This is a genomic window from Dysgonomonas sp. GY617 (assembly GCF_015233815.1).
Classification (GTDB): domain Bacteria; phylum Bacteroidota; class Bacteroidia; order Bacteroidales; family Dysgonomonadaceae; genus Dysgonomonas_A.
Genome location: NZ_JADCLR010000027.1, coordinates 33,605 through 56,262, shown reverse-complemented (window position 1 = coordinate 56,262; position 22,658 = coordinate 33,605). Strand labels below are relative to the sequence as shown.

General features: G+C 35.5%; 20 protein-coding genes and 1 other RNA gene. 20 read left to right on the top strand and 1 reads right to left on the bottom strand.

The window, feature by feature from the left end; all coding sequences use genetic code 11:
* Nucleotides 1–908 precede the first annotated feature (908 nt).
* Nucleotides 909–1,305, bottom strand: a transfer-messenger RNA (tmRNA) gene (gene ssrA, locus IR022_RS15520).
* Between the two features lie 493 nt (nucleotides 1,306–1,798).
* Here ssrA and IR022_RS15515 point away from each other — a divergent pair.
* From IR022_RS15515 to IR022_RS15420, 20 genes are all read left to right on the top strand, one after another.
* Nucleotides 1,799–2,122: a MerR family transcriptional regulator gene (locus IR022_RS15515; RefSeq protein WP_199330321.1), complete on the top strand. Its 324-nt coding sequence runs from the start codon at nucleotides 1,799–1,801 to the stop codon at nucleotides 2,120–2,122.
* Between the two features lie 199 nt (nucleotides 2,123–2,321).
* The gene (locus IR022_RS15510; protein WP_050711296.1) at nucleotides 2,322–3,101 is read left to right on the top strand and encodes a DUF2490 domain-containing protein; all 780 of its coding nucleotides are present in this window, start codon (nucleotides 2,322–2,324) and stop codon (nucleotides 3,099–3,101) included.
* 264 nt (nucleotides 3,102–3,365) lie between these two features.
* The gene (locus IR022_RS15505; protein WP_194204405.1) at nucleotides 3,366–4,526 is read left to right on the top strand and encodes an ATP-binding cassette domain-containing protein; all 1,161 of its coding nucleotides are present in this window, start codon (nucleotides 3,366–3,368) and stop codon (nucleotides 4,524–4,526) included.
* Between the two features lie 54 nt (nucleotides 4,527–4,580).
* The gene (locus IR022_RS15500; RefSeq protein WP_194204404.1) at nucleotides 4,581–6,149 is read left to right on the top strand and encodes a hypothetical protein; all 1,569 of its coding nucleotides are present in this window, start codon (nucleotides 4,581–4,583) and stop codon (nucleotides 6,147–6,149) included.
* 154 nt (nucleotides 6,150–6,303) lie between these two features.
* A complete protein-coding gene (locus tag IR022_RS15495) occupies nucleotides 6,304–7,509 on the top strand; it encodes an L-serine ammonia-lyase (RefSeq protein WP_194204403.1) in 1,206 nt (401 codons plus the stop codon).
* A gap of 316 nt (nucleotides 7,510–7,825) precedes the next feature.
* Nucleotides 7,826–9,016 carry a low temperature requirement protein A gene (locus tag IR022_RS15490; protein ID WP_194204402.1) on the top strand — a complete coding sequence of 397 codons (1,191 nt, stop codon included), beginning with the start codon at nucleotides 7,826–7,828 and terminating at the stop codon, nucleotides 9,014–9,016.
* 283 nt (nucleotides 9,017–9,299) lie between these two features.
* Nucleotides 9,300–9,668, top strand: a complete 369-nt coding sequence (locus IR022_RS15485; protein WP_050709568.1) for an NADH-quinone oxidoreductase subunit A — start codon at nucleotides 9,300–9,302, stop codon at nucleotides 9,666–9,668.
* A 175-nt stretch (nucleotides 9,669–9,843) separates the two neighbouring features.
* Nucleotides 9,844–10,395: an NADH-quinone oxidoreductase subunit B gene (locus IR022_RS15480; protein WP_050709569.1), complete on the top strand. Its 552-nt coding sequence runs from the start codon at nucleotides 9,844–9,846 to the stop codon at nucleotides 10,393–10,395.
* Between the two features lie 27 nt (nucleotides 10,396–10,422).
* Nucleotides 10,423–10,953: an NADH-quinone oxidoreductase subunit C gene (locus IR022_RS15475; protein ID WP_194204401.1), complete on the top strand. Its 531-nt coding sequence runs from the start codon at nucleotides 10,423–10,425 to the stop codon at nucleotides 10,951–10,953.
* A 105-nt stretch (nucleotides 10,954–11,058) separates the two neighbouring features.
* Entirely contained in the window at nucleotides 11,059–12,294 is a 1,236-nt protein-coding gene (gene nuoD, locus IR022_RS15470; RefSeq protein WP_050709571.1) for an NADH dehydrogenase (quinone) subunit D, read from the top strand.
* The gene (nuoE, locus tag IR022_RS15465) at nucleotides 12,294–12,818 is read left to right on the top strand and encodes a complex I 24 kDa subunit family protein (protein WP_194204400.1); all 525 of its coding nucleotides are present in this window, start codon (nucleotides 12,294–12,296) and stop codon (nucleotides 12,816–12,818) included. Before nuoD ends, nuoE begins: the two co-directional genes overlap by 1 nt.
* Nucleotides 12,819–12,824: 6 nt before the next feature.
* The gene (gene nuoF, locus IR022_RS15460) at nucleotides 12,825–14,183 is read left to right on the top strand and encodes an NADH-quinone oxidoreductase subunit NuoF (protein ID WP_050709573.1); all 1,359 of its coding nucleotides are present in this window, start codon (nucleotides 12,825–12,827) and stop codon (nucleotides 14,181–14,183) included.
* 6 nt (nucleotides 14,184–14,189) lie between these two features.
* On the top strand, nucleotides 14,190–15,236 hold the full coding sequence (locus tag IR022_RS15455) for a 2Fe-2S iron-sulfur cluster-binding protein (RefSeq protein ID WP_050709574.1): 1,047 nt from the start codon (nucleotides 14,190–14,192) through the stop codon (nucleotides 15,234–15,236).
* A 42-nt stretch (nucleotides 15,237–15,278) separates the two neighbouring features.
* Nucleotides 15,279–16,310 (top strand): NADH-quinone oxidoreductase subunit NuoH, encoded by a 1,032-nt coding sequence (nuoH, locus tag IR022_RS15450; protein ID WP_194204399.1) that lies wholly within the window; start codon nucleotides 15,279–15,281, stop codon nucleotides 16,308–16,310.
* 129 nt (nucleotides 16,311–16,439) lie between these two features.
* Complete coding sequence (locus IR022_RS15445) at nucleotides 16,440–16,991, top strand: NuoI/complex I 23 kDa subunit family protein (RefSeq protein WP_050708625.1); 552 nt, start codon at nucleotides 16,440–16,442, stop codon at nucleotides 16,989–16,991.
* A 40-nt stretch (nucleotides 16,992–17,031) separates the two neighbouring features.
* Nucleotides 17,032–17,535 (top strand): NADH-quinone oxidoreductase subunit J, encoded by a 504-nt coding sequence (locus tag IR022_RS15440; protein ID WP_050708624.1) that lies wholly within the window; start codon nucleotides 17,032–17,034, stop codon nucleotides 17,533–17,535.
* 3 nt (nucleotides 17,536–17,538) lie between these two features.
* The gene (gene nuoK, locus IR022_RS15435; protein ID WP_050708623.1) at nucleotides 17,539–17,859 is read left to right on the top strand and encodes an NADH-quinone oxidoreductase subunit NuoK; all 321 of its coding nucleotides are present in this window, start codon (nucleotides 17,539–17,541) and stop codon (nucleotides 17,857–17,859) included.
* A 6-nt stretch (nucleotides 17,860–17,865) separates the two neighbouring features.
* On the top strand, nucleotides 17,866–19,755 hold the full coding sequence (gene nuoL, locus IR022_RS15430) for an NADH-quinone oxidoreductase subunit L (protein ID WP_194204398.1): 1,890 nt from the start codon (nucleotides 17,866–17,868) through the stop codon (nucleotides 19,753–19,755).
* 16 nt (nucleotides 19,756–19,771) lie between these two features.
* Entirely contained in the window at nucleotides 19,772–21,205 is a 1,434-nt protein-coding gene (locus IR022_RS15425) for a NuoM family protein (protein WP_194204397.1), read from the top strand.
* 20 nt (nucleotides 21,206–21,225) lie between these two features.
* On the top strand, nucleotides 21,226–22,620 hold the full coding sequence (locus IR022_RS15420; protein WP_194204396.1) for an NADH-quinone oxidoreductase subunit N: 1,395 nt from the start codon (nucleotides 21,226–21,228) through the stop codon (nucleotides 22,618–22,620).
* Nucleotides 22,621–22,658 lie beyond the last annotated feature (38 nt).

Sequence of the window (22,658 nt, the reverse complement as noted above, 5' to 3'; positions counted from 1 at the left end):
ACTACTCTTGTACATGCTTCGGCTTTTGAAGCTAAACTTAGTGTTGTTAACGAACATAAAAAAATAAATACTTTTTTCATAATTTTTTATTTTAATGTAAATTAAAATCCTTTTATTGCTTTAATAGGGTTTACCAAATTGATTATTTTGGCTTATCTATTTATAATATATTCTACAAATTTGTATTCCAAAAGTAGGTAAATTGTGAGTAAAAAGAAGAAGAAAATCAATTAGAAAGTCGTTAGAATTCAAAGGGGAGTTTCTAATATTTTTCTAATAATACTCGGATGGCTATGTTTGACTGATTTTCATACATTTATCTAAGAAGATATTAGATATCCTTTCTCAGTTGATATTTTTACATTCTAGTATTATCTTCTCTTTTTTAGATATAAAAAAATTATATGAGAGACTATGGAATGTGTTCTTCTTTTTATTTAAATATTTATAGTTTGTAGCAGATAAATTTGGAATAATGAATACGCAGCTAAAGAGAATTTATTGAGGAGGTAAATTATAATATGATATTTTTGTTATTTTGTTTGTTGATGAGGTGTGCAGAATATTGCATATCTGTATAAATACTTTTGTATGCATTTTATTTAATAAGGTTTATTCGTTTTCGAGGAGATGAAGATAGAAATAAGCTTTTTAGATTAGAGAATAGCTTGTTGTAGAGAAAGAACAAGAAACATACTTATAGAAGTGGTATATACTACTAATATTATTGCTGCTAATTTGTTAAATGTAAATAATTTGCTATATAAGTATCTTTTTTCTATAAATATTATTACTCACTATTTTATAATGTAGTCAGAATTATTCAGTGAAATAGTAAAAGGACTAAAATAAGTTTTGATCCTTACTTTAGTCCTTTGTTTTTTTAGCTGATTAATATTCTCTATTATAAGTGGAGCTGGAGGGACTCGAACCCTCGTCCAAACAAGGAATTAATTTGCTTTCTACATGCTTATCTTTGCTTAGATTGTCGGGAGTGAGCAAGACCAAAGCCACCAACTCAAACCTTATCTTCTTAATTTCAAACAAGAGCCGAAGATTCCCTTGTCCTATCCCCGATTTACCTACACCACCGTATCGAAATGCTTCGGAGCAACAGCTTCCGGGTGATGTCTTGTCTCAACACATGTGCCGAGATTAAGCTATATCTACTATACTTCGATTAAGCAGCAAGAGCGTAATTATTTTCGCCAGTTAAAATTTTGACGTCTGAGATTATAGTGCTAGCCGACTACGCACTGCATGCTTACAAACCACTTCATCTCGCTGTCAAAACCGGTCAGCCCCAAAATGAATAAGTGTTTATTCTGTGATTTTTATGTCTTTTTTTACTTTATAAATAGCGTATGAATGATAAATATTAAATAAAAAAATGATCTTACAAGAAATCTTCTACAAAGATAGTGATTTTTGTACAGAATACATTCATCTATCTTTTAAATGAGTCTCATTTATTCAAATAATTATTCTATAGAGGTACTCGCTATTTATGAATCTATTCTTAAAATTGTAATAGGTCGTATTTGAAAAGTCAATCTTATTTCAATTTATATAATTTAGTAAGTGTTTTATTATTAATTAAATATTTACTCTGGTCTCTTGTGCTTTTGAGTGTAAATATTAGCAAAAGCTGTTGTTAGCATAACTGTTCTAATTATAAATAGATATTACTTAATAGTATCAGTCATTATATAGTATCGATGGTAATTGTAGATAATGGGAAATTGTCTATGTAGGATTAATGTTTTATATTTGTGTCAAAAATTGTAACCTATTTTCAATGATGGCAGAAAACAATGATTTAGCATTTGATTTTGAGTTTCTTGATAAACTCATTGTTGGTATTGGGGAAGTGTCTCAAATTACAAATATTCCTACTCGACAAATACGGTATTGGGAAGATAAGGGTATCATAAAGAGTCTGACCGAAGAAGAAGGTAAAAACCGAAGATATAATTATGAAAATATCAAACGAATGCTTCTGATTAAAGAACTTTTAGATGAAGGATATACCTTAGATGCTGCTGCAAATAAGATACGAATAAGAATGTCCATGATTGAGGAAACACTCCAAAAATTGAAGGGAAAGAATGATTCGGAATGATTTACCATTAACCTGTTTTAAAGTATAATCACTATAGGTTTATTTGTAAAAGTAAGCCTTTTAGAGTTTTAGTCTCCACTGGTCTTTAATAGTAAATTATTATGGAGGGCCTCTATCCATAAAGCTCTTGGTTCTAAAAATAGCATATACGAGTAGTGCTCAATAGAAAATATATTATAAAGGTGCCTAGATTTTTCTTATGAAACTTAGAATCTTGTTTTCTGTACTGTTTTTCTTTTTGAGTTTAACGATTGGTTTTGCTCAGGGAAATGATACACCTACGAAACAAATAAATCATAATGTTCATTCTTGGATAGGGCTTCTTACTACGCATCGTCTATCGGATAATTGGGGCGTGACTGCCGATTTTATAGTTCGTAGAGATGATTTTCTAAAAGAACCAGGTTTTTATTTTGCCCGTTTAGGAGGTGGCTATTGGTTTAACGAGAATGTTTCTATTTCTGGTGCTTATGGAAATCTGTGGCTATATAGACCTCAGTTGAGAGATAAAAATTTTACACTTGAATATAGATTTGATCAACAATTGGTAGTCAACTCTACTTTGTGGAAGTTTAATGTTAGCCAGCGTTTTAGAGCTGAGTCAAGATGGCGCGAAATTGTAGATGGAGATCAGACTGCGGGCAGAACATTTTCGGAACGTATAAGATATCTCTATACTTTTCGTTTACCTATATCGAGGGATTTGTCTGTACCCCAATTGATGTTTAGTAACGAGATACTACTTCAATTTGGTAAGCAGATCGTAAATAATCCCTTAGATCAGATTCGTTTATTTCTAGGCATTCGCCATTCCTTAGGGAAAGGTATTGCATATGATTTGGGTTACTTTCCTATTTTTCAACAAACGGCTGCCGGAAATGTATATAATCTTAATCATACAGTTCGCCTTTTGTTTTACTTATCTAGTCGAAAATCGAAAACAAATAATCATGTTGTAGAAATGGATGAGCTGGAATAACTAAATTTCTGCTATAAGTTTTACACCTATGTAAATGAGAGCTGGCTATACGTGCACCCTCATTCATTATAAAGCCCAATAAATCATAAAAAAGTAGCTTATCCGTTATTATTTACAGAAAGTATTTATCTTAGCTGTTATTAAGTAAAGAATATTATAGGCATACTCTATATGCTAGAGTTGTAATAAGCTATAAAGAGTATACTTGCTAAAATGTTAAATGAGTCTTAGTATTTGTTTTTAATTCACACTATAACAGAAAATATGTCTTTAATAGAAACGCATTACAAAAATATATTTCAGCTGCTGGAATACGAAGATTACCCTAATCTTCTAAAAAAACTGATTGACTTAACATTGGATACCGAAGAATTGTCTTTTTACAAAAAGACTGTATTTCTACTCGATTGGTTAGAGCATAATCAAACTAATATTGCTGAAATAAGAGAACGCTTTAAAGTCTTACTCGATGATCTTTTTTCGTTTCTGCAAAAGAAAGGGAGTAAGCAAGGAGAGAAGTTGCTTGTTGTTCAAAATCTGATAAAAGCTTATACTCAATCCCATTTTGCTTTAGGACCTATTAGTCTTGATATATCGGAAGGCGAAATTATAGGACTAGTAGGAGAGAATGGAAATGGAAAGACAACGCTACTTCGTTCTTTGTGTGGAGAGTTGGCTCCTACAAATGGAAAGATCAGTTACCTGTTTGATTATAGAGATGAATATGACTTGCGGTCTCAACTCATTTATATACCACAGCGAACCAAAGATTGGCACGGATCTCTATTATCTAATTTACAATTTACGGCAGCCTCGTATGGCATTCTAGGGGAAGTAAATGAACATTTAGTTCAATTAGTTATAGCTAGGATGGGGTTAAGAGGTTATCGTCATTTGAACTGGAAGAGTTTATCTTCGGGTTATAAAATGAGATTCGAATTGGCCCGTATGCTACTTCGCAAGCCGAAGTTATTATTGATAGATGAGCCTCTTGCTAATCTTGATATTTTAGCACAACAAGTAGTGTTGGATGATTTTAGGGATATTGCGAAATCTCCGTTTCGTCCTTTGGGAATAGTCTTAAGTTCTCAGCAATTATATGAAGTAGAGAAAACTTCTGATTGGGTTATCTTTCTTAAAAAAGGACAACCTCAGAATGCAGATATAAAAGAAGGTGCAGCCGAATTTAAAGAGGTTGCTAAATTTATAGTGGAATTTGAAAGTGACTGGCAGCAAGAAGAGTTGAGAAAGGTATTTGCTACTCTTGAATTGGAGACGTTGCAAATTAAAGGGGGTACTTATATTGCAGTCTTTCCCGAAAGTATTTCGCAAGAACGTTTTCTACAAATAGTTGTAGATAATCGTATTCCGTTGAACTATTTCAGGAATATATCTAATTCAACTCGTCGCTTTTTTCTTTCTTAAATAATTTAGAAGCGTCGCTTTTTTATCCATGTTATTTATTTAAATACTTCGACAATGTTAAAGAAAATTCAACAATATTTACTATTAAACCATCCTCTTCTTTGGAATATAAAGATTGTGCCCGCTTTGTTGGGAGCTTTCATAATTAATATTTTCTTTTTTATTGGAGGATACATATTAACTAAGGTAGATTTCTCATATACTTATAGTAATCCTTTTTCAGGTGCAGCGCTAGCATATATGGGAGCTATACTTACATCTATACTGTTATTTATTATCTGGCTTGTGTTCTATTCGAAGAATAATGCTTTTAAATCCTTCTATCCGAGAAGTAGCGGAGGCTTGTATCTCGAATGGGTACTTACTTTTGTTATCATTCTGGGGTTTGTGTCTTTCCCTTTTTCATATCACCAAGGATCAATCTCTAAGGTTAAGTCATATGCCAGTAAATCTGAAATGATTAAAGCTATAGAAACCCTTAATTTGATAAAAATATTGATTCCGACTGATAAAACGAGTTATTATCAGGAATATCCAACCGATTTGCCGTCAAATTCACCGAAGTATGAGTCTAATATGGGTACTAAATATTCAGACTCTATTGAAATGATGACTTATGAAGATCGTATTGAATACTTCGAATCACAAAATATATCTTATGAAGATTATCCGAATTTTGCTCAATTATCTTTATTGAATTATTATACTCTTGACCAATTTTATTTTTCCAGTAAATGTGATTTTACTGTTCGAAATAGCGACACAGTCAAAAAATGGCTTATCGAACAAAACAAAGAGGAGATAAGTAAATTGATGGATGCTTTTATTGCTTTGCAGAATAAGCACAATTTATCAATGAATTTTACAAAAGACGAGTGGATGGAGTTGGTTTATAATCCAGCTAAATATCCTGTCGGCGATTTTAATTTGATAACCCCTTATAATTATAAAGAGGAGGAAGCAAAGTATGAATATAGTTATTATTATGGCTCGAATGAGAAAAGCTCTACCGGATATTATGTGTCTTATAGTGAACTGGAAGGTGCTTATAACAAGATAATGGATGCTTATGTTGATAAAGATGAAGCAATGGCATTATGTATGGTTGCTATTTGTATGGCTTTATCTATTTCTCTGTTTGTCTTCTCCTTCAGAGCAAGTAGTGGCAAGGCGTGGCTTATAGCTGCGATATCTATGGGTTTGATTTTGTTTGTCAATGGGATATTATCTCTGGCTGTTTCATCACCTATGGATTCTGGTGTAGTAGGACCTCTGTTTTATATTTTTGTGATGCTGGTAATTTTCTCAGTTGAAATAGTTTCGGTCATAAGAAAAAATGTAGGTAGAAAAGCGAAAGGAAAATCGGATATATTTATAAATCACCTTATTTGGTTTATACCTGCCGTGCCTGCACTCATTTTCATGGCTATCTATATATTCGGTCACGATCAGTACTCATATACAAGTGTGGCCTATAAAAATAAAGGTCTCTATGAAACATATCAGTTTATGGACGAACACATAATGGAGTTCGTTTGGGGAAATATATGCCTAACATTTGTTTCTGTATGGTTCTTTATCCAGATGATTTTGAGGAAATGGAAAAGTTTGCCGGAACAATAATCGTTGATCATAAAAAAGAGGAATAAAAGAAAGCGAAATTTTATATTATTCTTTCTTTTTGTAAATCAATAATCTTAATTATACTGTATAAGATGTGTTGTCTATTGCAAATAGACAATCTTATGCCTAATTTTGTTGACAAAGTAAAGTATTTATGGAATCGGTAAAAAGTATTTTCAAAATAGGATTTGGTCCATCAAGCAGTCACACCATGGGACCTGGTAATGCAGCTAAGATTTTCAATGAAAGGAATCCCGATGCCCACTCGTTTCAGGTCGAATTATATGGCAGTTTAGCTGCTACGGGTAAAGGTCATATGACAGATGTGGCTATTGAAGCAATGCTTACTCCAAAGAATGTGGAAATTATATGGAAGCCGGAAATAGAATTACCATTTCATCCTAATGGAATGATTTTGCATGCTCTATCAGAGAACAAGGAAACACTCGATAGTTGGATAATATATAGTATAGGAGGTGGAGATTTAGCAGATGAAGATACCAAAATACAAAGGAAACCATTATATACTATGACCACAATGACTCAGGTTCTGAGTTGGTGTCAGAAAACAGGTAAAACTTTCTGGGAATATGTATTGGATGTCGAAGGTCCTGAGATTTTCGATTATATGAGCCATGTTTGGGAGGTAATGAAGGCTGCTGTCATTAAAGGACTGGATGAAGAAGGTGTACTTCCCGGAGGTTTGGGATTGCAGCGAAAAGCGTCGATGTACTATGTGAAATCGAAAGGTTATCAAGGGTCTATGAAAAGTAGAGCTCAGTTATTTGCTTATGCATTGGCTATGTCCGAAACAAATGCATCGGGTGGGGAAGTGGTTACAGCTCCAACCTGTGGATCGTGTGGCGTTTTACCTGCTGTTTTATATCATTTGCATACAAGTCATCACGATTTCAGTGATAAAAAAATTATACGTGCACTAATTACTGCTGGCTTGATAGGAGCAATAGTTAAAAACAATGCATCCGTATCGGGAGCAGAAGTGGGATGTCAAGGAGAGATAGGTGTAGCTTGCGCAATGGCTGCCGCTGCCGGAGCTCAACTTTTCGGAGGATCTACTGCTCAGATCGAATATGCTGCCGAAATGGGGCTTGAGCATCACTTAGGTTTAACTTGTGATCCGATAGGAGGCTTAGTTCAGGTTCCTTGTATAGAGCGTAATGCTTTTGCAGCCGTTAGAGCATTAGATTCGTGTTCTTATGCTATGCTTTCGGATGGAAAACATATGGTTAGCTTTGATAAGGTGGTTCGTACAATGAAAGAGACAGGACACGATTTACCTAGTTTATATAAGGAGACCTCTCATGGAGGATTAGCTAAATATATTGATCATGAGGATTAAACTCTAGATCGTTTTATTGTTTGCTAAGAGATGGTTTAACTGTTAGCTATAATTAGGGCAAGGAATAGTAGAAAATATTTATAAACAAGAAGAGTAGCCAATCTAGTTGCTCTTCTTGTTTAAGTTTAGAGGTTACCTTCAAAATGGCAATCTCTTGTTTTTTATTATATAGAACAAATAAAAGGCTTATTCGTTCTATATAATAACGTTAGTTGCAGTAAATTTTGCTACAATACTATAACTTATACAATTATAGTTTTTAGATGTAACGATTCAATTAATTACAAGATCTGAAAACCCCGTACAATTTACTCTTATGGAAGAGCGTAAATCACATCAATTGCTGCGTAAACGAGGCGAACATAATGCTTCTGTTTCATATTCGGAGCTTCTGTTCGATTTAATTTATGTGTTTGCTGTAACTCAGCTCTCACATTATTTATTGCATCATCTCAACTTTGAGGGAGTTGTCGAAACTACTATTCTCTGGTTCGGAGTCTGGTTGGTTTGGCAGCATACTACATGGGTCACCAATTGGTTTAATCCAGATACACGTCCCATTAGGTTACTGTTGTTTGGGGTTATGCTTGTCAGTTTAATGATGGCTGCTTCATTACCCAAAGCATTTGGAGATAGGGGACTTATTTTTGCTATTTGTTATGCAGCCATTCAGGTTGGGAGGACTTTGGTTATTTTATCTTTACTTGGAAATAGTCATCACCTTACTTCTAATTTTAAAAGAATATTGGGTTGGTCTTGTATATCCGGATTCCTTTGGATTTTAGGTGGATTCAATGAAGGGTATTTCCGTATCTTATTGTGGGCAATGGCAGTACTATCCGATTATCTTTCTCCCATGTTTGGCTTTTACTTGCCTTTTCTCGGGCGTTCCGATTCTGGTAAGGAGTGGACTATAGATGGTCACCATTTAACTGAGCGATGTCAATTATTTGTTATTATCGCTTTTGGTGAAACTATCTTAATGACAGGTGCTTCACTTAGTGAAGTAGAGGTTTGGAGCGTTGAGAGAATTGTAGCTGCTCTTGTCTCTTTTATAGGTAGTTTGGCTATGTGGTGGATATATTTTGATGTCAGTAGCGAAGCTGCGACTCATAAGATACAACACTCTTCCAATCCCGGACTTTTAGCTCTTAAATATCATGCTGTACATGTAATATTAGTAGGTGCTATTATTATTTGTGCGGTGGGCGATGAGTTAGTTGGTAGTGAACCATCTGCAACAGTAACCTATACTTCGTTGTATGTGCTGATTTTTGGTCCTATCCTTTATTTGTTGGCAAATATGGTCTTTAAGTGGATAACGTGTCACTCAATATCCATCTCTCATTCTATTGCTATTTTAGTGTTGCTTCTATTAATTCCTGTAAGCTTTTTTATGAGTATATTGATAATAAATAGTATCGTGGTTGCAGTGTTTATTTGTATTGCTATTTTCGAAGTTGTTGCTCCTAAAGTAAAAAGAGAAGAGTTATTAGAAAAGCTTTAGAAAAGACTTTTTCTTGTGAAATTTTACTCTTTTTGAGTCGGTTTTTCAGAGAATAGATAACATTTATTACTTATAAAATAGTGTGAAAATCTATCTTTAAAAAGTTAATTGAGTAATTTGTAAGGTGGGCTTGACAAAATGATTCTTTTTTGGTTTGTGTGTGTGCCAGTGTGTGTTATATTGATAAAATATATGAGCTAATAGATGACAATTGAAAGGAAAAGGTTTATATTTGTAGGAGAAATGTATCTATCTGTCATTTTCAGATCCTAAAAAACTAATTATGCAATCGAATCTATATGATTTTGTGCCGATCCTGATGCAAGTGGCATTTTCAGTTGTATTTGTGTTCGCAACAATATTTATATCAAACTATCTAGGTCCTAAGCACCGATCGTCTAAAAAGAATCAAAATTTCGAATGTGGAATTGAATCGATAGGCGATGCGCGAACTCCTTTTGCGGTCAAATACTTCTTAGTGGCCATTCTTTTCGTGCTTTTCGATATCGAAATCATTTTTATGTACCCTTGGGCAATTAATTTCAAAACAATAGGTATTAGTGGCTTGTTAAAGATGGGAGGATTTATCTCTCTTCTATTGGTAGGCTATCTTTATATTGTGAAGAGAAAAGCTTTAGAGTGGGAGAAGTAAGATCATAGATCTTTTTACTAATAAGTAACTGAAAGTTTTTCAAAAGTAATAACAATTGCTTGTTATTATACTGAATAAATAATAAATAGGTCTGAGACCTTAAGTATTGTAAACTGAAACTTGTTATAGATTGATAATATAGCAAAATTATTTTTCTGTGCTTAAAACATGAATCATGAGTGAATCAACTAAATTAAATATAGTGCCTGCACCCGAAGGATATACGGGGAATGGTTTCTTCGCTACCAAGTTTGATTATGTAATTGGTTTGGCTAGGGCTAACTCTATGTGGCCTTTGCCTTTTGCTACATCATGCTGTGGTATCGAATTTATGGCAACTATGGCGTCAACCTATGATATGGGACGTTTCGGAGCCGAGCGTAATAGCTTCTCTCCACGTCAAGCCGATATGTTGTTAGTGATGGGAACTATTTCTAAAAAGATGGGTCCCATTTTGCGTAATGTATACGAACAAATGGCAGAGCCTAAGTGGGTTATTGCTGTAGGTGCGTGTGCTTCTTCGGGTGGTATTTTCGATACATATTCAGTGTTGCAGGGAATTGATAAAATTATACCTGTGGATGTTTATGTACCGGGTTGCCCTCCTCGTCCGGAGCAAATTTTGGATGGTTTAATGGAATTGCAAGAAATAGTAAAAAGCGAATCTATACATCGCCGTGGATCGGAAGTATATAAAGAGCTTTTAGAATCATATAAAATAGAATAAGGTCTCTGACCTTTTATAAAATATATAATGTCATTGGAAACTATTGATATTCAAAACAGAATAACCGAAGCGTTTGGAACTGAAGTTTTAAATTTTAGAATGGAACAAGACATTCTGACTTTTGAAGCTACTCCTGCTGTAATCAAGAATGTAATCCGTTTTATGAAAGAAGATAAGGCTTTAAGCTTTAACTTCATGACAGACCTATGTGCTGTACATTATCCGGATAATGACATTGAGGCTCAGTTTGCAGTTGTATATCTATTGCATAATTGGGTTGACAATGTAAGAGTAAGAGTGAAAACTTTCTTGAATGGTAATAAAGTAGAGGTTGATACAATGACCGATATTTTTGCAGCAGCCAATTGGATGGAGAGAGAGACTTACGATTTTTATGGTGTTAAGTTTATCGGACATCCAAACTTGAAGCGAATTTTGAATGATGACGGAATGACATCATTCCCGATGCGTAAAGAATATCCATTAGAAGATTCAGGACGTAGCGATAAAGACGACCGCTTCTTTGGTCGAACAACGAATAACTATCAACCTAAATAAGGTCTCTGACCTTCTCGTTTCTTTGGTTAGTGCCATAGCTAAAGAATGTTATAGTTAAATGATATGGCAGTAGAAATTGTATAAGCTAAAGACAGAAAGACTGAAATGTCAGACCTATTATTACACCCCGAACATCGCTTTGCGAAAATCTTAAGAGATCATACTCCCGAAGATGGTCGTGAGTTGTCGGTTCTAAACTTCGGACCTACGCATCCTTCTACACATGGTGTATTTCAAAATATACTACTTATGGATGGGGAGCGTATTCTGGATGCCGATACTACTGTAGGTTATATACACAGAGCTTTTGAAAAAATAGCGGAAAACAGAGCATTCTATCAGATTACTCCGTTGACCGACCGTATGAACTATTGTTCTGCGCCAATCAACAATATGTGTTGGTGGATGACAGTAGAGAAAGCTTTGGGTGTAGAAGTTCCTAAGCGTGCACAATATATGCGCGTTATTGTCATGGAATTGGCACGTATTACCGACCACCTTATCTGTAATGGTATTTTAGGTGTCGATTTAGGTGCGTATTCTCCTTTCCTTTATGTAATGAAATACCGTGAATTGGTTTACGAAATCTATGAAGAGATTTGTGGAGGTCGTTTAACTACCAACATGGGACGTATTGGAGGTTTCGAAAGAGACTGGAGTGAAGCTGCATGGCGAAAATTAGATGAATTTCTAGAAGGCTTTCCAAAGGCTTGGGACGAACTCGAAAGAGCTTACCTGCGAAACAGAATATTCATGGATCGTACAGTAAATGTGGGATCTATTTCTGCAGAAAAAGCCATGAATTATGGCTTTACAGGTCCAAACTTGAGAGCAACCGGTATAGATTATGATGTACGTGTAGCAAAACCATATAGTTCGTATGAAGATTTCGATTTTATAGTACCGGTTGGTCAATCGGGAGATACTTACGATCGTTTCTGTGTACGTTGTGCAGAAGTAAAAGAAAGCTTGAAGATAATTCGTCAAGCTAAAGATAACCTTCCAGAAGGCGACTATCATGCAGATGTACCCGACTATTATCTTCCTCCTAAGGAAGAAGTATATACAAGTATGGAAGCTTTGATTAATCACTTTAAAATTGTGATGGGCGAAATACCTGTTCCTGTGGCAGAAGTATATCATGCTGTAGAAGGTGCTAATGGCGAACTTGGAATGTATCTGATTACTGATGGATCGCGTACTCCATATCGTTTGCATTTCCGCAGACCATGTTTTATATATTACCAGGCATTTGCAGAGATGATTAAAGGTGGAATGTTTTCGGATGCGGTAGCTACATTGTCAAGTATAAATGTTATTGCCGGAGAATTAGACGCATAATGGAAAAAAGAGAATACAATCAAGAAATAAATATAACGGAAGAACTGATGGCTCGTATTAATGAGTTTATCGGTCATTATCCCGAAGGAAAGAAAAAATCTGCAATGTTGCCAGTGCTTCATGCAGTACAAGATGCTCATGACAATTGGTTGAGTGTTCCTTTAATGAATAAGGTTGCCGAGATACTAGAGGTTCATCCTATTGAGGTGTATGAGGTGGTTACATTTTATACCATGTTCAATCAACACCCTAGAGGTAAATATACATTCGAATTTTGTCGTACATCATGTTGCAGTATTCGCGGTGGTGAAGATATGCTCGATTATGCTTGCAACAAGTTAGGCATAAAAGAGGGTGGAACTACCGAAGATGGAATGTTTAGTGTTGTAGGAACTGAGTGTTTGGGTGCTTGTGGTTACGGTCCTATGCTTCAATTAGGTGATTTTTATCACGAGCATTTAACCGAAGAAAAGTTTGATGCATTAGTTGAAGACTGTAAACAAGGTAAAATAAAACTAGATTGATTTGCGATGGCTAGAAAGATATTATTAGAGAACATAGATATTCCCGGAATAAAGGATTACGAAGTTTATCGCAAAAACGGAGGTTATAGAGCTGTTGAGAAAGCTATTAAAACAATGACTCCTGATGAAATCGTAGAACAAGTAAAAACTTCGGGCATTAGAGGTCGTGGTGGAGCAGGATTCCCTATGGGACTTAAATGGAGCTTTATCGATAAAAAATCGGGTAAGCCCCGTCACTTGGTAGTAAATGCCGATGAGTCTGAGCCTGGAACTTTTAAGGATCGTTTCCTTATGGAACATATTCCTCACTTGTTGATCGAAGGGGCTATTATATCCAGTTTCGCTTTAGAAGCAAACCTGTCTTATATCTACATTCGTGGAGAATATATGTGGGTGTTTAAGATCCTTGAGAAAGCTATAAAAGAAGCCTATGCCAATGGATGGTTGGGTAAAAATATATTGGGTACAGGTTACAATCTCGATTTATATGTACACTGTGGAGCAGGAGCATATATTTGCGGAGAAGAAACTGCACTTATCGAATCATTAGAAGGTAAGAGAGGTAATCCTCGTATCAAGCCTCCATTTCCTGCTGTAAGCGGATTATGGTCTGAGCCAACTGTTGTGAATAACGTAGAGTCGATTTCGGCTGTATCGTGGATTGTAAATAACAGTGGTGAGGAATACGCTAAAATAGGATTAGGTAAATCAACAGGAACTAAATTGATTTCGGCTTCGGGACATATCAAAAATCCGGGAGTGTATGAAATTGAAATGGGTATGACTGTAGATGAATTTATGAACTCCGATCAATACCTTGGTGGTATGATTGATGACCGTCCTTTAAAGGCGTTTATTCCTGGAGGTTCTTCTGTACCAATTCTTCCTGCAAACTATATATTTAAGACTGCGAACGGTGAAGATCGTTTGATGACTTACGAATCTCTGGCCGATGGTGGTTTCACTACCGGATCATCTATGGGATCGGGAGGATTTATCGTATATAACGATTCTGCTTGTGTAGTGCGTAATACTTGGAATTTTTCACGATTCTACCATCACGAAAGTTGTGGACAATGTTCACCATGTCGTGAAGGTACAGGATGGATGGAAAAAATCTTAGAACGTATCGAAAATGGTCATGGACGTCAAGAAGACATTGATCTTTTATGGGATATTCAAAGCAAGATAGAAGGAAATACTATTTGTCCGCTTGGTGATGCTGCTGCATGGCCTGTGGCTGCTGCAATTCGCCATTTCCGTGAAGAATTTGAATATCACGTACGTTTCCCTGAAAGAATTAAAAATAGAAATCACTTTGTAAATGAACCTATGGAAAAGGTTAGACATTTACTCTCATTATAAGTACCTATGAAAGTTACAATAGATGGACATACAATAGAAGTAGAAGCCGGTACTACAGTGTTGGAAGCAGCACGTGCTATTGGCGGACCTAGTGTGCCTCCTACCATGTGTTACTATTCTAAACTGAAAGATTGTGGTGGAAAATGCCGTTGTTGTCTGGTAGAGATAAGTAAGGGTAGCGAAAGAGACCCTCGCCCTATGCCAAAACTTCAACCATCGTGCGTTACAGCAGTTCAAGATGGAATGGAGGTGAAAAGTGCTACATCACCCAAAGCTTTGGATGCCCGTAAGGCTGTTACCGAATTTTTGTTGATCAATCACCCTTTAGATTGCCCTGTGTGTGATCAGGCAGGTGAGTGTGATTTGCAGAATCTGGCTTATGGGAACAAGAACTTTAAGACTCGCTACAAAGAACAAAGAAGAACGTTTGAGCCCGAAGATATTGGTCCATACATTCAACTACATATGAATCGTTGTGTATTGTGTTATCGCTGTGTGAAATTGGCTGATCAACTTACACCCGAACGTGTACATGGTGTTGTTGGACGTGGCGATCATGCTCAGATATCAACTTATATATCTAAGGCTATTGATAATGATTTCTCAGGAAATATGATTGATGTATGTCCTGTTGGAGCATTAACAGATAAAACATTCCGTTTCGAATCTCGTGTATGGTTCAATAAACCTTACAATGCACATCGCGATTGTCCTACATGTTCGGGTAAAGTAACCCTTTGGATGTTTGGAGATAAAGTACAACGTGTAACAGGTCGTAAAGATGTTTATCATGAAGTTGACGAGTTTATCTGTAACGATTGTCGTTTCCATCATAAAAATGCCGAAGATTGGGTAATTGAAGGACCACGTAAATTCGAGAAACCATCTGTCCTTAATATCAATAACTATATTCGTCCTTTGAAAAAAGTACATATAGATGCTGATGAGCTGATTCTTGAAGGAAGAGAGCAGGATGAGAAAAAAATCAGTATGCCTGCAGTTCCTTATGACGAGGTAGAGTTGGAAGCAATAAAAGAAGTAAAAGAAGAATAAAGGTCACCGACCTATTAAATACTTGAAAGTACTTACAAGAATATGGAAATTTCATTTATATTAGAGAAGCTTATTCTTATTATCATAGTCTTTGCCGTAACAATGTTTTTTGCATTGTATTCGACTTTGGCTGAGCGTAAAGTTGCCGGATTTATCCAAGACCGTTACGGACCTAACCGTGCAGGTATATTCGGAATTTTACAACCTTTAGCTGATGGAGCTAAACTTTTCTCGAAAGAGGAGTTTATGCCTAACACTCCCAATAAAATATTATTTACAGTCGGACCAGCAATGGCTATGATTGTTTCTCTTCTGGGGAGTGCAGTTATACCTTGGGCTAATAAGTTTGTAATTGCAGGAGTAGAATATATACCTCAGGTTGCAGATATAAATATAGCTCTACTGTATGTAGTAGCTGTAATGTCTACTGCTATTTATGGAATAGTAATTGGAGCATGGGCTTCTAACAATAAATATTCTTTGATGGGAGGTATTCGTGCAGGTGCTCAAATGGTATCGTACGAAGTTGCTATGGGATTATCGTTGATCGCTCTGGTGATGATGACAGGAACATTTAGTCTGCGTGAAATAACAGAACAACAAGCCGGCTTTGGTTGGAATGCTTTTTATCAACCGCTAACTTTATTTATATTTCTGATCTGTTCATTTGCGGAGTGTAATCGTACACCTTTCGATTTAGCTGAATGTGAGTCGGAATTGGTAAATGGTCACCATACAGAGTTCTCTTCTATGAAGATGGGATTCTATATGTTCTCAGAATATGTAAGTATGTTTTTCTCTTCGGCATTGATTTCGATTCTATTCTTTGGAGGATATAATTATCCGGGTATGGAATGGGTTACTGAGAATTGGGGTGGAAATATTGCAAATACATTAGCAGTCTTTACGCTATTGGGTAAAATATCATTCTTCATATTCTTTTATATGTGGGTACGATGGACTATTCCTCGTTTCAGATATGACCAATTGATGCGTCTGGGATGGAAAATGTTATTCCCTTTGGCATTATTCAATATTTTGTTGAACGGTATTCTAATTCTTATTTTTAAATAAGATCATCGGTCTATCTGTGATAAGTAAACAAAAGTATTTAATGTGATATTAAAAATCATAAGTGCTTATTTTATTATACTTACAAAGTAATAAAAAGCTCTGAGAGCTTACTAAAAACAATTATTTGCTATGGCAATAGAAAATATATCATTATCGGGAAGAAAGACGGCTGTCTCTAATAAAGAGATGACCTTCTGGGAGCGTCTATATTTTATAGCGATAATTAAAGGGATGATGATTACCATAAAGCACTTTTTCTCAAGAAAAGTAACTGTTCAGTATCCCGAACAAAAACGTGAATACAGTCCTGTTTATAGAGGACAACATGTATTGATGAGAGACGAAGAAGGTCGTGAACGTTGTACTGCTTGTGGATTATGCGCTCTTTCGTGTCCTGCAGAAGCTATTACAATGAAAGCTGCCGAACGTACAAAAGATGAAATGCATTTGTATCGCGAAGAAAAATATGCAGCTATATATGAAATCAATATGTTGCGCTGTATTTTCTGCGGATTGTGTGAAGAAGCTTGTCCCAAAGAAGCCATCTATTTGACAAAGTCTCAAAAACACGTAAAACCAGATGTTACAAGACAAAGTTTTATCTACGGAAAGGACAAACTTGTTATTTCTATTGAAGATGCAAAAGCAAGAAAGTTCGACGGATTTAGAATAGACGCTTAATAAAGAAATAAATTAGGTCTGCGACCTTAATATAAATAAAATGATAACGATAATTTTTTATATTCTGGCAACAATTACTCTAGGTACTGGAATTTTGACTGTTTTAGCCAAAAATCCTATACATAGTGCAGTTTATATGGTTGTCTGTTTTTTCTCGATTGCAGGTCATTTTTTGATGCTTAATGCACAATTTTTATCAGTAGTACATATTATAGTATACACAGGTGCTATTATGATATTATTGCTGTTTACATTGATGCTTATGAATTTGAGTGATCAGCACGAACCGAAGAAAAAAGTGGCGAGTCGTATTGCTGCTGCAGTATCGGTATGCTTAACAGCAATTGTTGTGCTAGCAGTATTCCTTAAAGCTAATATTGTAATGGAATCTTATAAGACCGAAAATATAGATTTTCAGTCGGTAGAGGTTATAGGACAAGTATTACTTGACGAATATATGGTACCATTCGAATTTGCTTCCATTTTGCTAATTACTGCAATGATTGGAGCTGTATTGATTTCAAAAAGAGAGAAAAAAGCTTAAGATATGCTGGATATATTAGAACAAGTTGGTATTAACAATTACATCTACCTTTCTACATTATTGTTTTGTGTGGGTGTACTTGGTATTTTGTATCGACGCAGTACAATAGTTATGCTGATGTCGGTTGAATTGATGCTTGCAGCCGCAAATTTGTTGTTAGCCGTATTTTCGGTTTATCATCAAGATGTGAGCGGACAGGTATTTGTCATCTTTGCAATGGCAGTAGCAGCGGCCGAAGTCGCAGTAGGATTGGCTATATTAGTCTCAATCTATAGAAATATCGGTTCAATTGATATCGATAAATTAAAAAACTTGAAAGGGTAATTTTGAATGGAAACAGGGTTAGTATTATTACTTTTGATTTTTCCTCTGGTTGGTTTCTTAATCAATCTGAGTGTAGGTAAAAAGATTGGGCGATCGTTACCCGGAATTATTGCTACAGCAGCAGTAACGGGTAGTTTTATAATCTCACTCTTTTATTTTATACAGATACTTTCGACCGGACAGGCAATCGAAGTTCATCTTTTTGAATGGGTAGCTTTCGGCGAATTTTCGGTGAACCTTGCTTTTGTTCTCGATCAGCTTTCGCTACTATGGTTACTGGTTGTAACAGGTATTGGAGCATTGATACATATCTATTCGATAGGGTACATGCATGATGATGAAAACGTAGATCGTTTTTTCTCATATCTCAATCTGTTTATCTTCTTTATGATTGTGCTTGTAACAGCAAACAATCTATTGGTGATGTTTATCGGATGGGAAGGCGTAGGATTATGTTCATATCTATTGATTGGCTTCTGGTATAAAAATCAACAATTTAATGATGCCGCTAAAAAGGCATTTATAATGAATAGGATTGGGGACTTAGGTTTTTTAACCGGAGTTTTCACTTTAGCATATCTGTTTAAAACAGTCGATTTTGCAACTTTAAAACTAGCACTTTCTACAACTACCACTCCCGAAACTTCGGCATTATTAGGTGTAGCAGCATTTTGCTTGTTTATTGGAGCAATGGGTAAAAGTGCTCAGATACCATTATATACATGGTTGCCCGATGCTATGGCAGGTCCAACACCAGTATCGGCATTGATACACGCTGCAACGATGGTAACAGCGGGTATATTCATGATTACCCGATTGAACTTCTTATTCGATCTTACTCCTGATATTCAATACTTCATAGCGATCATTGGTGCTGTAACTGCATTGTTTGCTGCTTCGATAGGAATTGTTCAGACAGATATTAAGAAAGTACTGGCATACTCTACTGTATCTCAACTCGGACTTATGTTCTTAGCTTTGGGACTTGGAGCTTATCAGATTGCTGTGTTCCACGTAATAACACATGCTTTCTTTAAAGCTTGTTTATTCTTAGGATCGGGTTCGGTTATCCATGCAATGGGTGGCGAGCAGGATATGAGAAAGATGGGTGGCTTGAAAGGTGTAATGTCTATCACTTATATAACATTCCTAGTTTCTACATTATCTATTTCGGGGATTCCTCCATTTGCAGGTTTCTTCTCGAAAGACGAAATAATGTTAGTTGCATTCCAAAATAGCCCTATTCTTTGGGTAGTTGCTATGTTGGCATCTTTACTAACAGCTTTCTATATGTTCAGAGTATTGTATCTTACATTCTTTAAAGAATTCAGAGGTACTGCGGAACAAAAGAAACATTTACATGAATCGCCTTCTTCTATGACTATACCTCTTATCGTATTAGGAGTGTTGGCTACTGTGGGAGGTTTGATTAGCTTACCTTTTGGATATAGTTGGTTGAATAATTATTTATCTCCTATATTCTCGGGTTCGGGTGCTGCCGAAGCACATGGTTTCTCTACAGAACAAATGGTCTTTATGGGAGTTTCAACTCTTATTGCCCTTATTGGTATGAGTTTGGCATATTATAAATATATGACTAAATCGACAGTGCCAGAAGAAGATGAGAAGATCACCGGTTTTGCGAAAGTACTTTACAACAAATATTATATTGATGAGATATATAATGCAATATTCATAAAGCCTATATATGCTATGGCTAATTTCTTTAAGAATGTTGTAGAAAGTATAATAACAGGAGTGGTATTCGGGTTTGCTTTAATTGCTAAAGGATTATCTGCTCCGGCAAAAGCTTTACAAAACGGAAGTGTTGGATTTTATCTTTCATTCTTTGTTGTGGCCTTCTGCTTGTTAATCATCTGTTTATTTCTTGTTTAAAAATTAAAAAAGAGACATGAATATCGCTATTATATTAATCATTTTATTAGTAGGTGCAATTCTTACTTATCTTTCAGGAAATAGATGGGCTCCTAAAGTTGCTATGTTGTTTGCTATTATTACAGCAATCTTTTCAATAGCATTATTATTAGAGTACCACAATACGGGAACTAATTTTAGTGTACAATGGATTAATAGTCCTTCAGTGATGTTTTCGCTCAAGGCAGATGGCTTGTCGCTGATTATGGTATTGTTGACTTCGGTCTTATTACCTATAATATTATTGACAGCTGTATCTCATACTGTTCCGTACGAAAAATTGCTTTATAGTTTAATCCTATTTATGGCATTTGCCATGACTGGGGTATTCTTAAGTAGTGATGCTCTATTGTATTATGTTTTCTGGGAATTATCTCTTATACCTATATACTTCATTGTTGTATTATGGGGGAATGGCTCGATGTCTAAAAGAAGACGATCTGCATTGACATTCTTTATATATACATTTGCCGGTTCGCTATTCATGTTAGGAGCTATTATATACCTGTATACAAAAACAGGAAGTTTCCAATTAGAAGCTTTATATAATGCCAATCTAAGTGATACCGAGCAATTGTGGATTTTCCTAGCATTCTTTTTTGCATACGCTATTAAGATTCCTATTTTTCCTTTTCACACATGGCAAGCAAATGTATATCAAAAGGCTCCTTTAGTGGGTACATTACTTTTGGGTGCATTAATGTCGAAAATGGCTCTATATAGTGCTTTACGTTGGCAGTTACCAATTGCACCTCATGCAGCTCATAGTATGCAAACTGTTGTTTTGACTTTGTCAATAATTGGTGTGATTTATGGTTCTATTGTGGCTTTAAAACAAGATAACCTAAAACGTTTCTTTGCTTATGCTTCTTTGGCTCACGTAGGTTTTATTGCAGCCGGAATATATGCCTTAACTTTAGACGGTCTTCAAGGCGCAGTATTGTTAATGGTTGCACACGGTTTTGGTGTCGTAGGTTTATTCTTCGGTTCGGAAGTTATATATAGAAGATTTAATACTCCTTTGATTAGTCAGATGGGAGGTATTAAAGGACAAGCTCCCAAGTTTACAATAGCTTTCTTTTTAATGATAATGGCTTCGATTGCTATACCATTGTCTTTTAACTTTGTAGGGGAAATGACAATAATGTACGGTCTTTATCAGGTTAGTATATGGTATACAGTTCTTATCGGAACATCTATGTTCTTAGGTGCGTTCTTTATGTTGCACATGTATCAACTTGTAATGTTGGGAGAAGTACGTAAGAAACCATTTGCAGATTTAACGGTAAATGAAGGTCTTGTCTTCATTTTGTTGGCTGCTGTTTTACTGTTTTTCGGTTTGTACTCCAAGCCTATTGTTGATTTGGTATCACCAAGTCTTCAAGAAATTTTAATGTATGTGAATAGATAACTGTTTAGCTAAAATATATAATGAGTACATTGATAGCTGTCTCTGGACTGGGCATTGTTTGTCTTTTATTAGAGATTTTAAATTTAAGAAAAATACTTGTACCTGTAACACTACTGTTGTTGGCTGGTATATTGGGAATGACTATTGCTGAGTTCTATTTAGGAGAGTCTTTCTTCTATCGTGATGACTACAATATGATCGTAAGTACCAGTTATTCGCGAGGTTTTTCTATCCTGTTTATTATCCTTGCAACTTTTGTAATTGCAATGAGTCCCGAATTTTATAAAGACAAAATAGAGAAGATTGCAGATTATGTATCTCTCAAAGTTTTTCTTTTATCTGGAGCTATTGCAATGGTTTCATTTGGTAATCTTTCGATGTTCTTTATCGGAATCGAGGTGTTATCGATAGCTGCTTACGTTTTAGCTGCAAGTAATCCGGGTAGAATAAGTAGTAACGAAGCAGGAATGAAGTATTTCATTATGGGTGCTTTTGCTTCTAGCTTTATATTGTTTGGTATAGCTCTTGTTTATGGAGCAATCGGATCATTCGATATAGCAATCATTACAGAAGTATCTAAGGCTGAAGGAGCCAATCTCCCTATATGGTTTAACATGGGATTTATAATGATTCTCGTTGGGCTATTATTTAAGGCTTCGGTAGTTCCTTTTCACTTTTGGGCTCCCGATGTATACGAAGGTTCTCCAACACTAGTAACAACTCTGATGAGTACCTTAGTAAAGGTTGCAGCAATTGCTACACTTTATAAAGTAGTCGTGATAATGGGTGCAGCAATGACTCCAGCAGTTCAGATATCAATTGTGGTATTCTCTATATTATCTCTTACAGTCGGAAATATTACCGCTCTTAATCAAAAGAGTTTGAAGCGTATGATGGCTTATTCGGGTATTTCTCATGCAGGTTTTATGATGATGGATCTACTTTCTACTAGTAGTGATGCGGCAAATAGCCTTCTATATTATGCTGCAGCTTATTCTTTAGCGGGTATTGCAGGTTTTGCAGTTATAATGGCTGTGAGCGAAGGTAAAGGACATGAGAACGTTGAGAATCTACATGGATTGGCTAAACGTAATCCTCTACTTGCCGGAATATTAACTTGTGCTTTAGTTTCTTTAGGAGGTATTCCTATATTTGCAGGATTTTTTGCTAAACTATTTATGTTTACTCAAATGGTAGATGCAGGCTATCTGATTCTAGTAATATTCGGTATTATCAATTCTATTATAGCAATCTTCTACTACTTTGGAACAGCCAATGTGATGTTTACAAAGGAACCGGCAAGTGAATCTTCACTTAAGGTTCCTGTTAGATATGTTCTAGTAGCTTCTATTGCAATAATCCTTAATATTATATTAGGTATTTATCCATCTTTAATAATGGGATTATCTTTATAATTACAATAGGAAAAGATATAAAAAAGAAGAGTGAATAC

What these genes read in the sequence shown, in the direction of transcription:
- IR022_RS15445 (WP_050708625.1), top strand. Translation starts at nt 16,440, where the DNA reads ATGGCAATAGAAAATATATCATTATCGGGAAGAAAGACGGCTGTCTCT.
- IR022_RS15480 (WP_050709569.1), top strand. Translation starts at nt 9,844, where the DNA reads ATGAGTGAATCAACTAAATTAAATATAGTGCCTGCACCCGAAGGATAT.
- nuoH (WP_194204399.1), top strand. Translation starts at nt 15,279, where the DNA reads ATGGAAATTTCATTTATATTAGAGAAGCTTATTCTTATTATCATAGTC.
- nuoK (WP_050708623.1), top strand. Translation starts at nt 17,539, where the DNA reads ATGCTGGATATATTAGAACAAGTTGGTATTAACAATTACATCTACCTT.
- IR022_RS15515 (WP_199330321.1), top strand. Translation starts at nt 1,799, where the DNA reads ATGATGGCAGAAAACAATGATTTAGCATTTGATTTTGAGTTTCTTGAT.
- IR022_RS15505 (WP_194204405.1), top strand. Translation starts at nt 3,366, where the DNA reads ATGTCTTTAATAGAAACGCATTACAAAAATATATTTCAGCTGCTGGAA.
- IR022_RS15495 (WP_194204403.1), top strand. Translation starts at nt 6,304, where the DNA reads ATGGAATCGGTAAAAAGTATTTTCAAAATAGGATTTGGTCCATCAAGC.
- IR022_RS15485 (WP_050709568.1), top strand. Translation starts at nt 9,300, where the DNA reads ATGCAATCGAATCTATATGATTTTGTGCCGATCCTGATGCAAGTGGCA.
- IR022_RS15475 (WP_194204401.1), top strand. Translation starts at nt 10,423, where the DNA reads ATGTCATTGGAAACTATTGATATTCAAAACAGAATAACCGAAGCGTTT.
- nuoD (WP_050709571.1), top strand. Translation starts at nt 11,059, where the DNA reads ATGTCAGACCTATTATTACACCCCGAACATCGCTTTGCGAAAATCTTA.
- IR022_RS15455 (WP_050709574.1), top strand. Translation starts at nt 14,190, where the DNA reads ATGAAAGTTACAATAGATGGACATACAATAGAAGTAGAAGCCGGTACT.
- nuoF (WP_050709573.1), top strand. Translation starts at nt 12,825, where the DNA reads ATGGCTAGAAAGATATTATTAGAGAACATAGATATTCCCGGAATAAAG.
- IR022_RS15510 (WP_050711296.1), top strand. Translation starts at nt 2,322, where the DNA reads ATGAAACTTAGAATCTTGTTTTCTGTACTGTTTTTCTTTTTGAGTTTA.
- IR022_RS15490 (WP_194204402.1), top strand. Translation starts at nt 7,826, where the DNA reads ATGGAAGAGCGTAAATCACATCAATTGCTGCGTAAACGAGGCGAACAT.
- IR022_RS15440 (WP_050708624.1), top strand. Translation starts at nt 17,032, where the DNA reads ATGATAACGATAATTTTTTATATTCTGGCAACAATTACTCTAGGTACT.
- IR022_RS15425 (WP_194204397.1), top strand. Translation starts at nt 19,772, where the DNA reads ATGAATATCGCTATTATATTAATCATTTTATTAGTAGGTGCAATTCTT.
- nuoE (WP_194204400.1), top strand. Translation starts at nt 12,294, where the DNA reads ATGGAAAAAAGAGAATACAATCAAGAAATAAATATAACGGAAGAACTG.
- IR022_RS15500 (WP_194204404.1), top strand. Translation starts at nt 4,581, where the DNA reads ATGTTAAAGAAAATTCAACAATATTTACTATTAAACCATCCTCTTCTT.
- nuoL (WP_194204398.1), top strand. Translation starts at nt 17,866, where the DNA reads ATGGAAACAGGGTTAGTATTATTACTTTTGATTTTTCCTCTGGTTGGT.
- IR022_RS15420 (WP_194204396.1), top strand. Translation starts at nt 21,226, where the DNA reads ATGAGTACATTGATAGCTGTCTCTGGACTGGGCATTGTTTGTCTTTTA.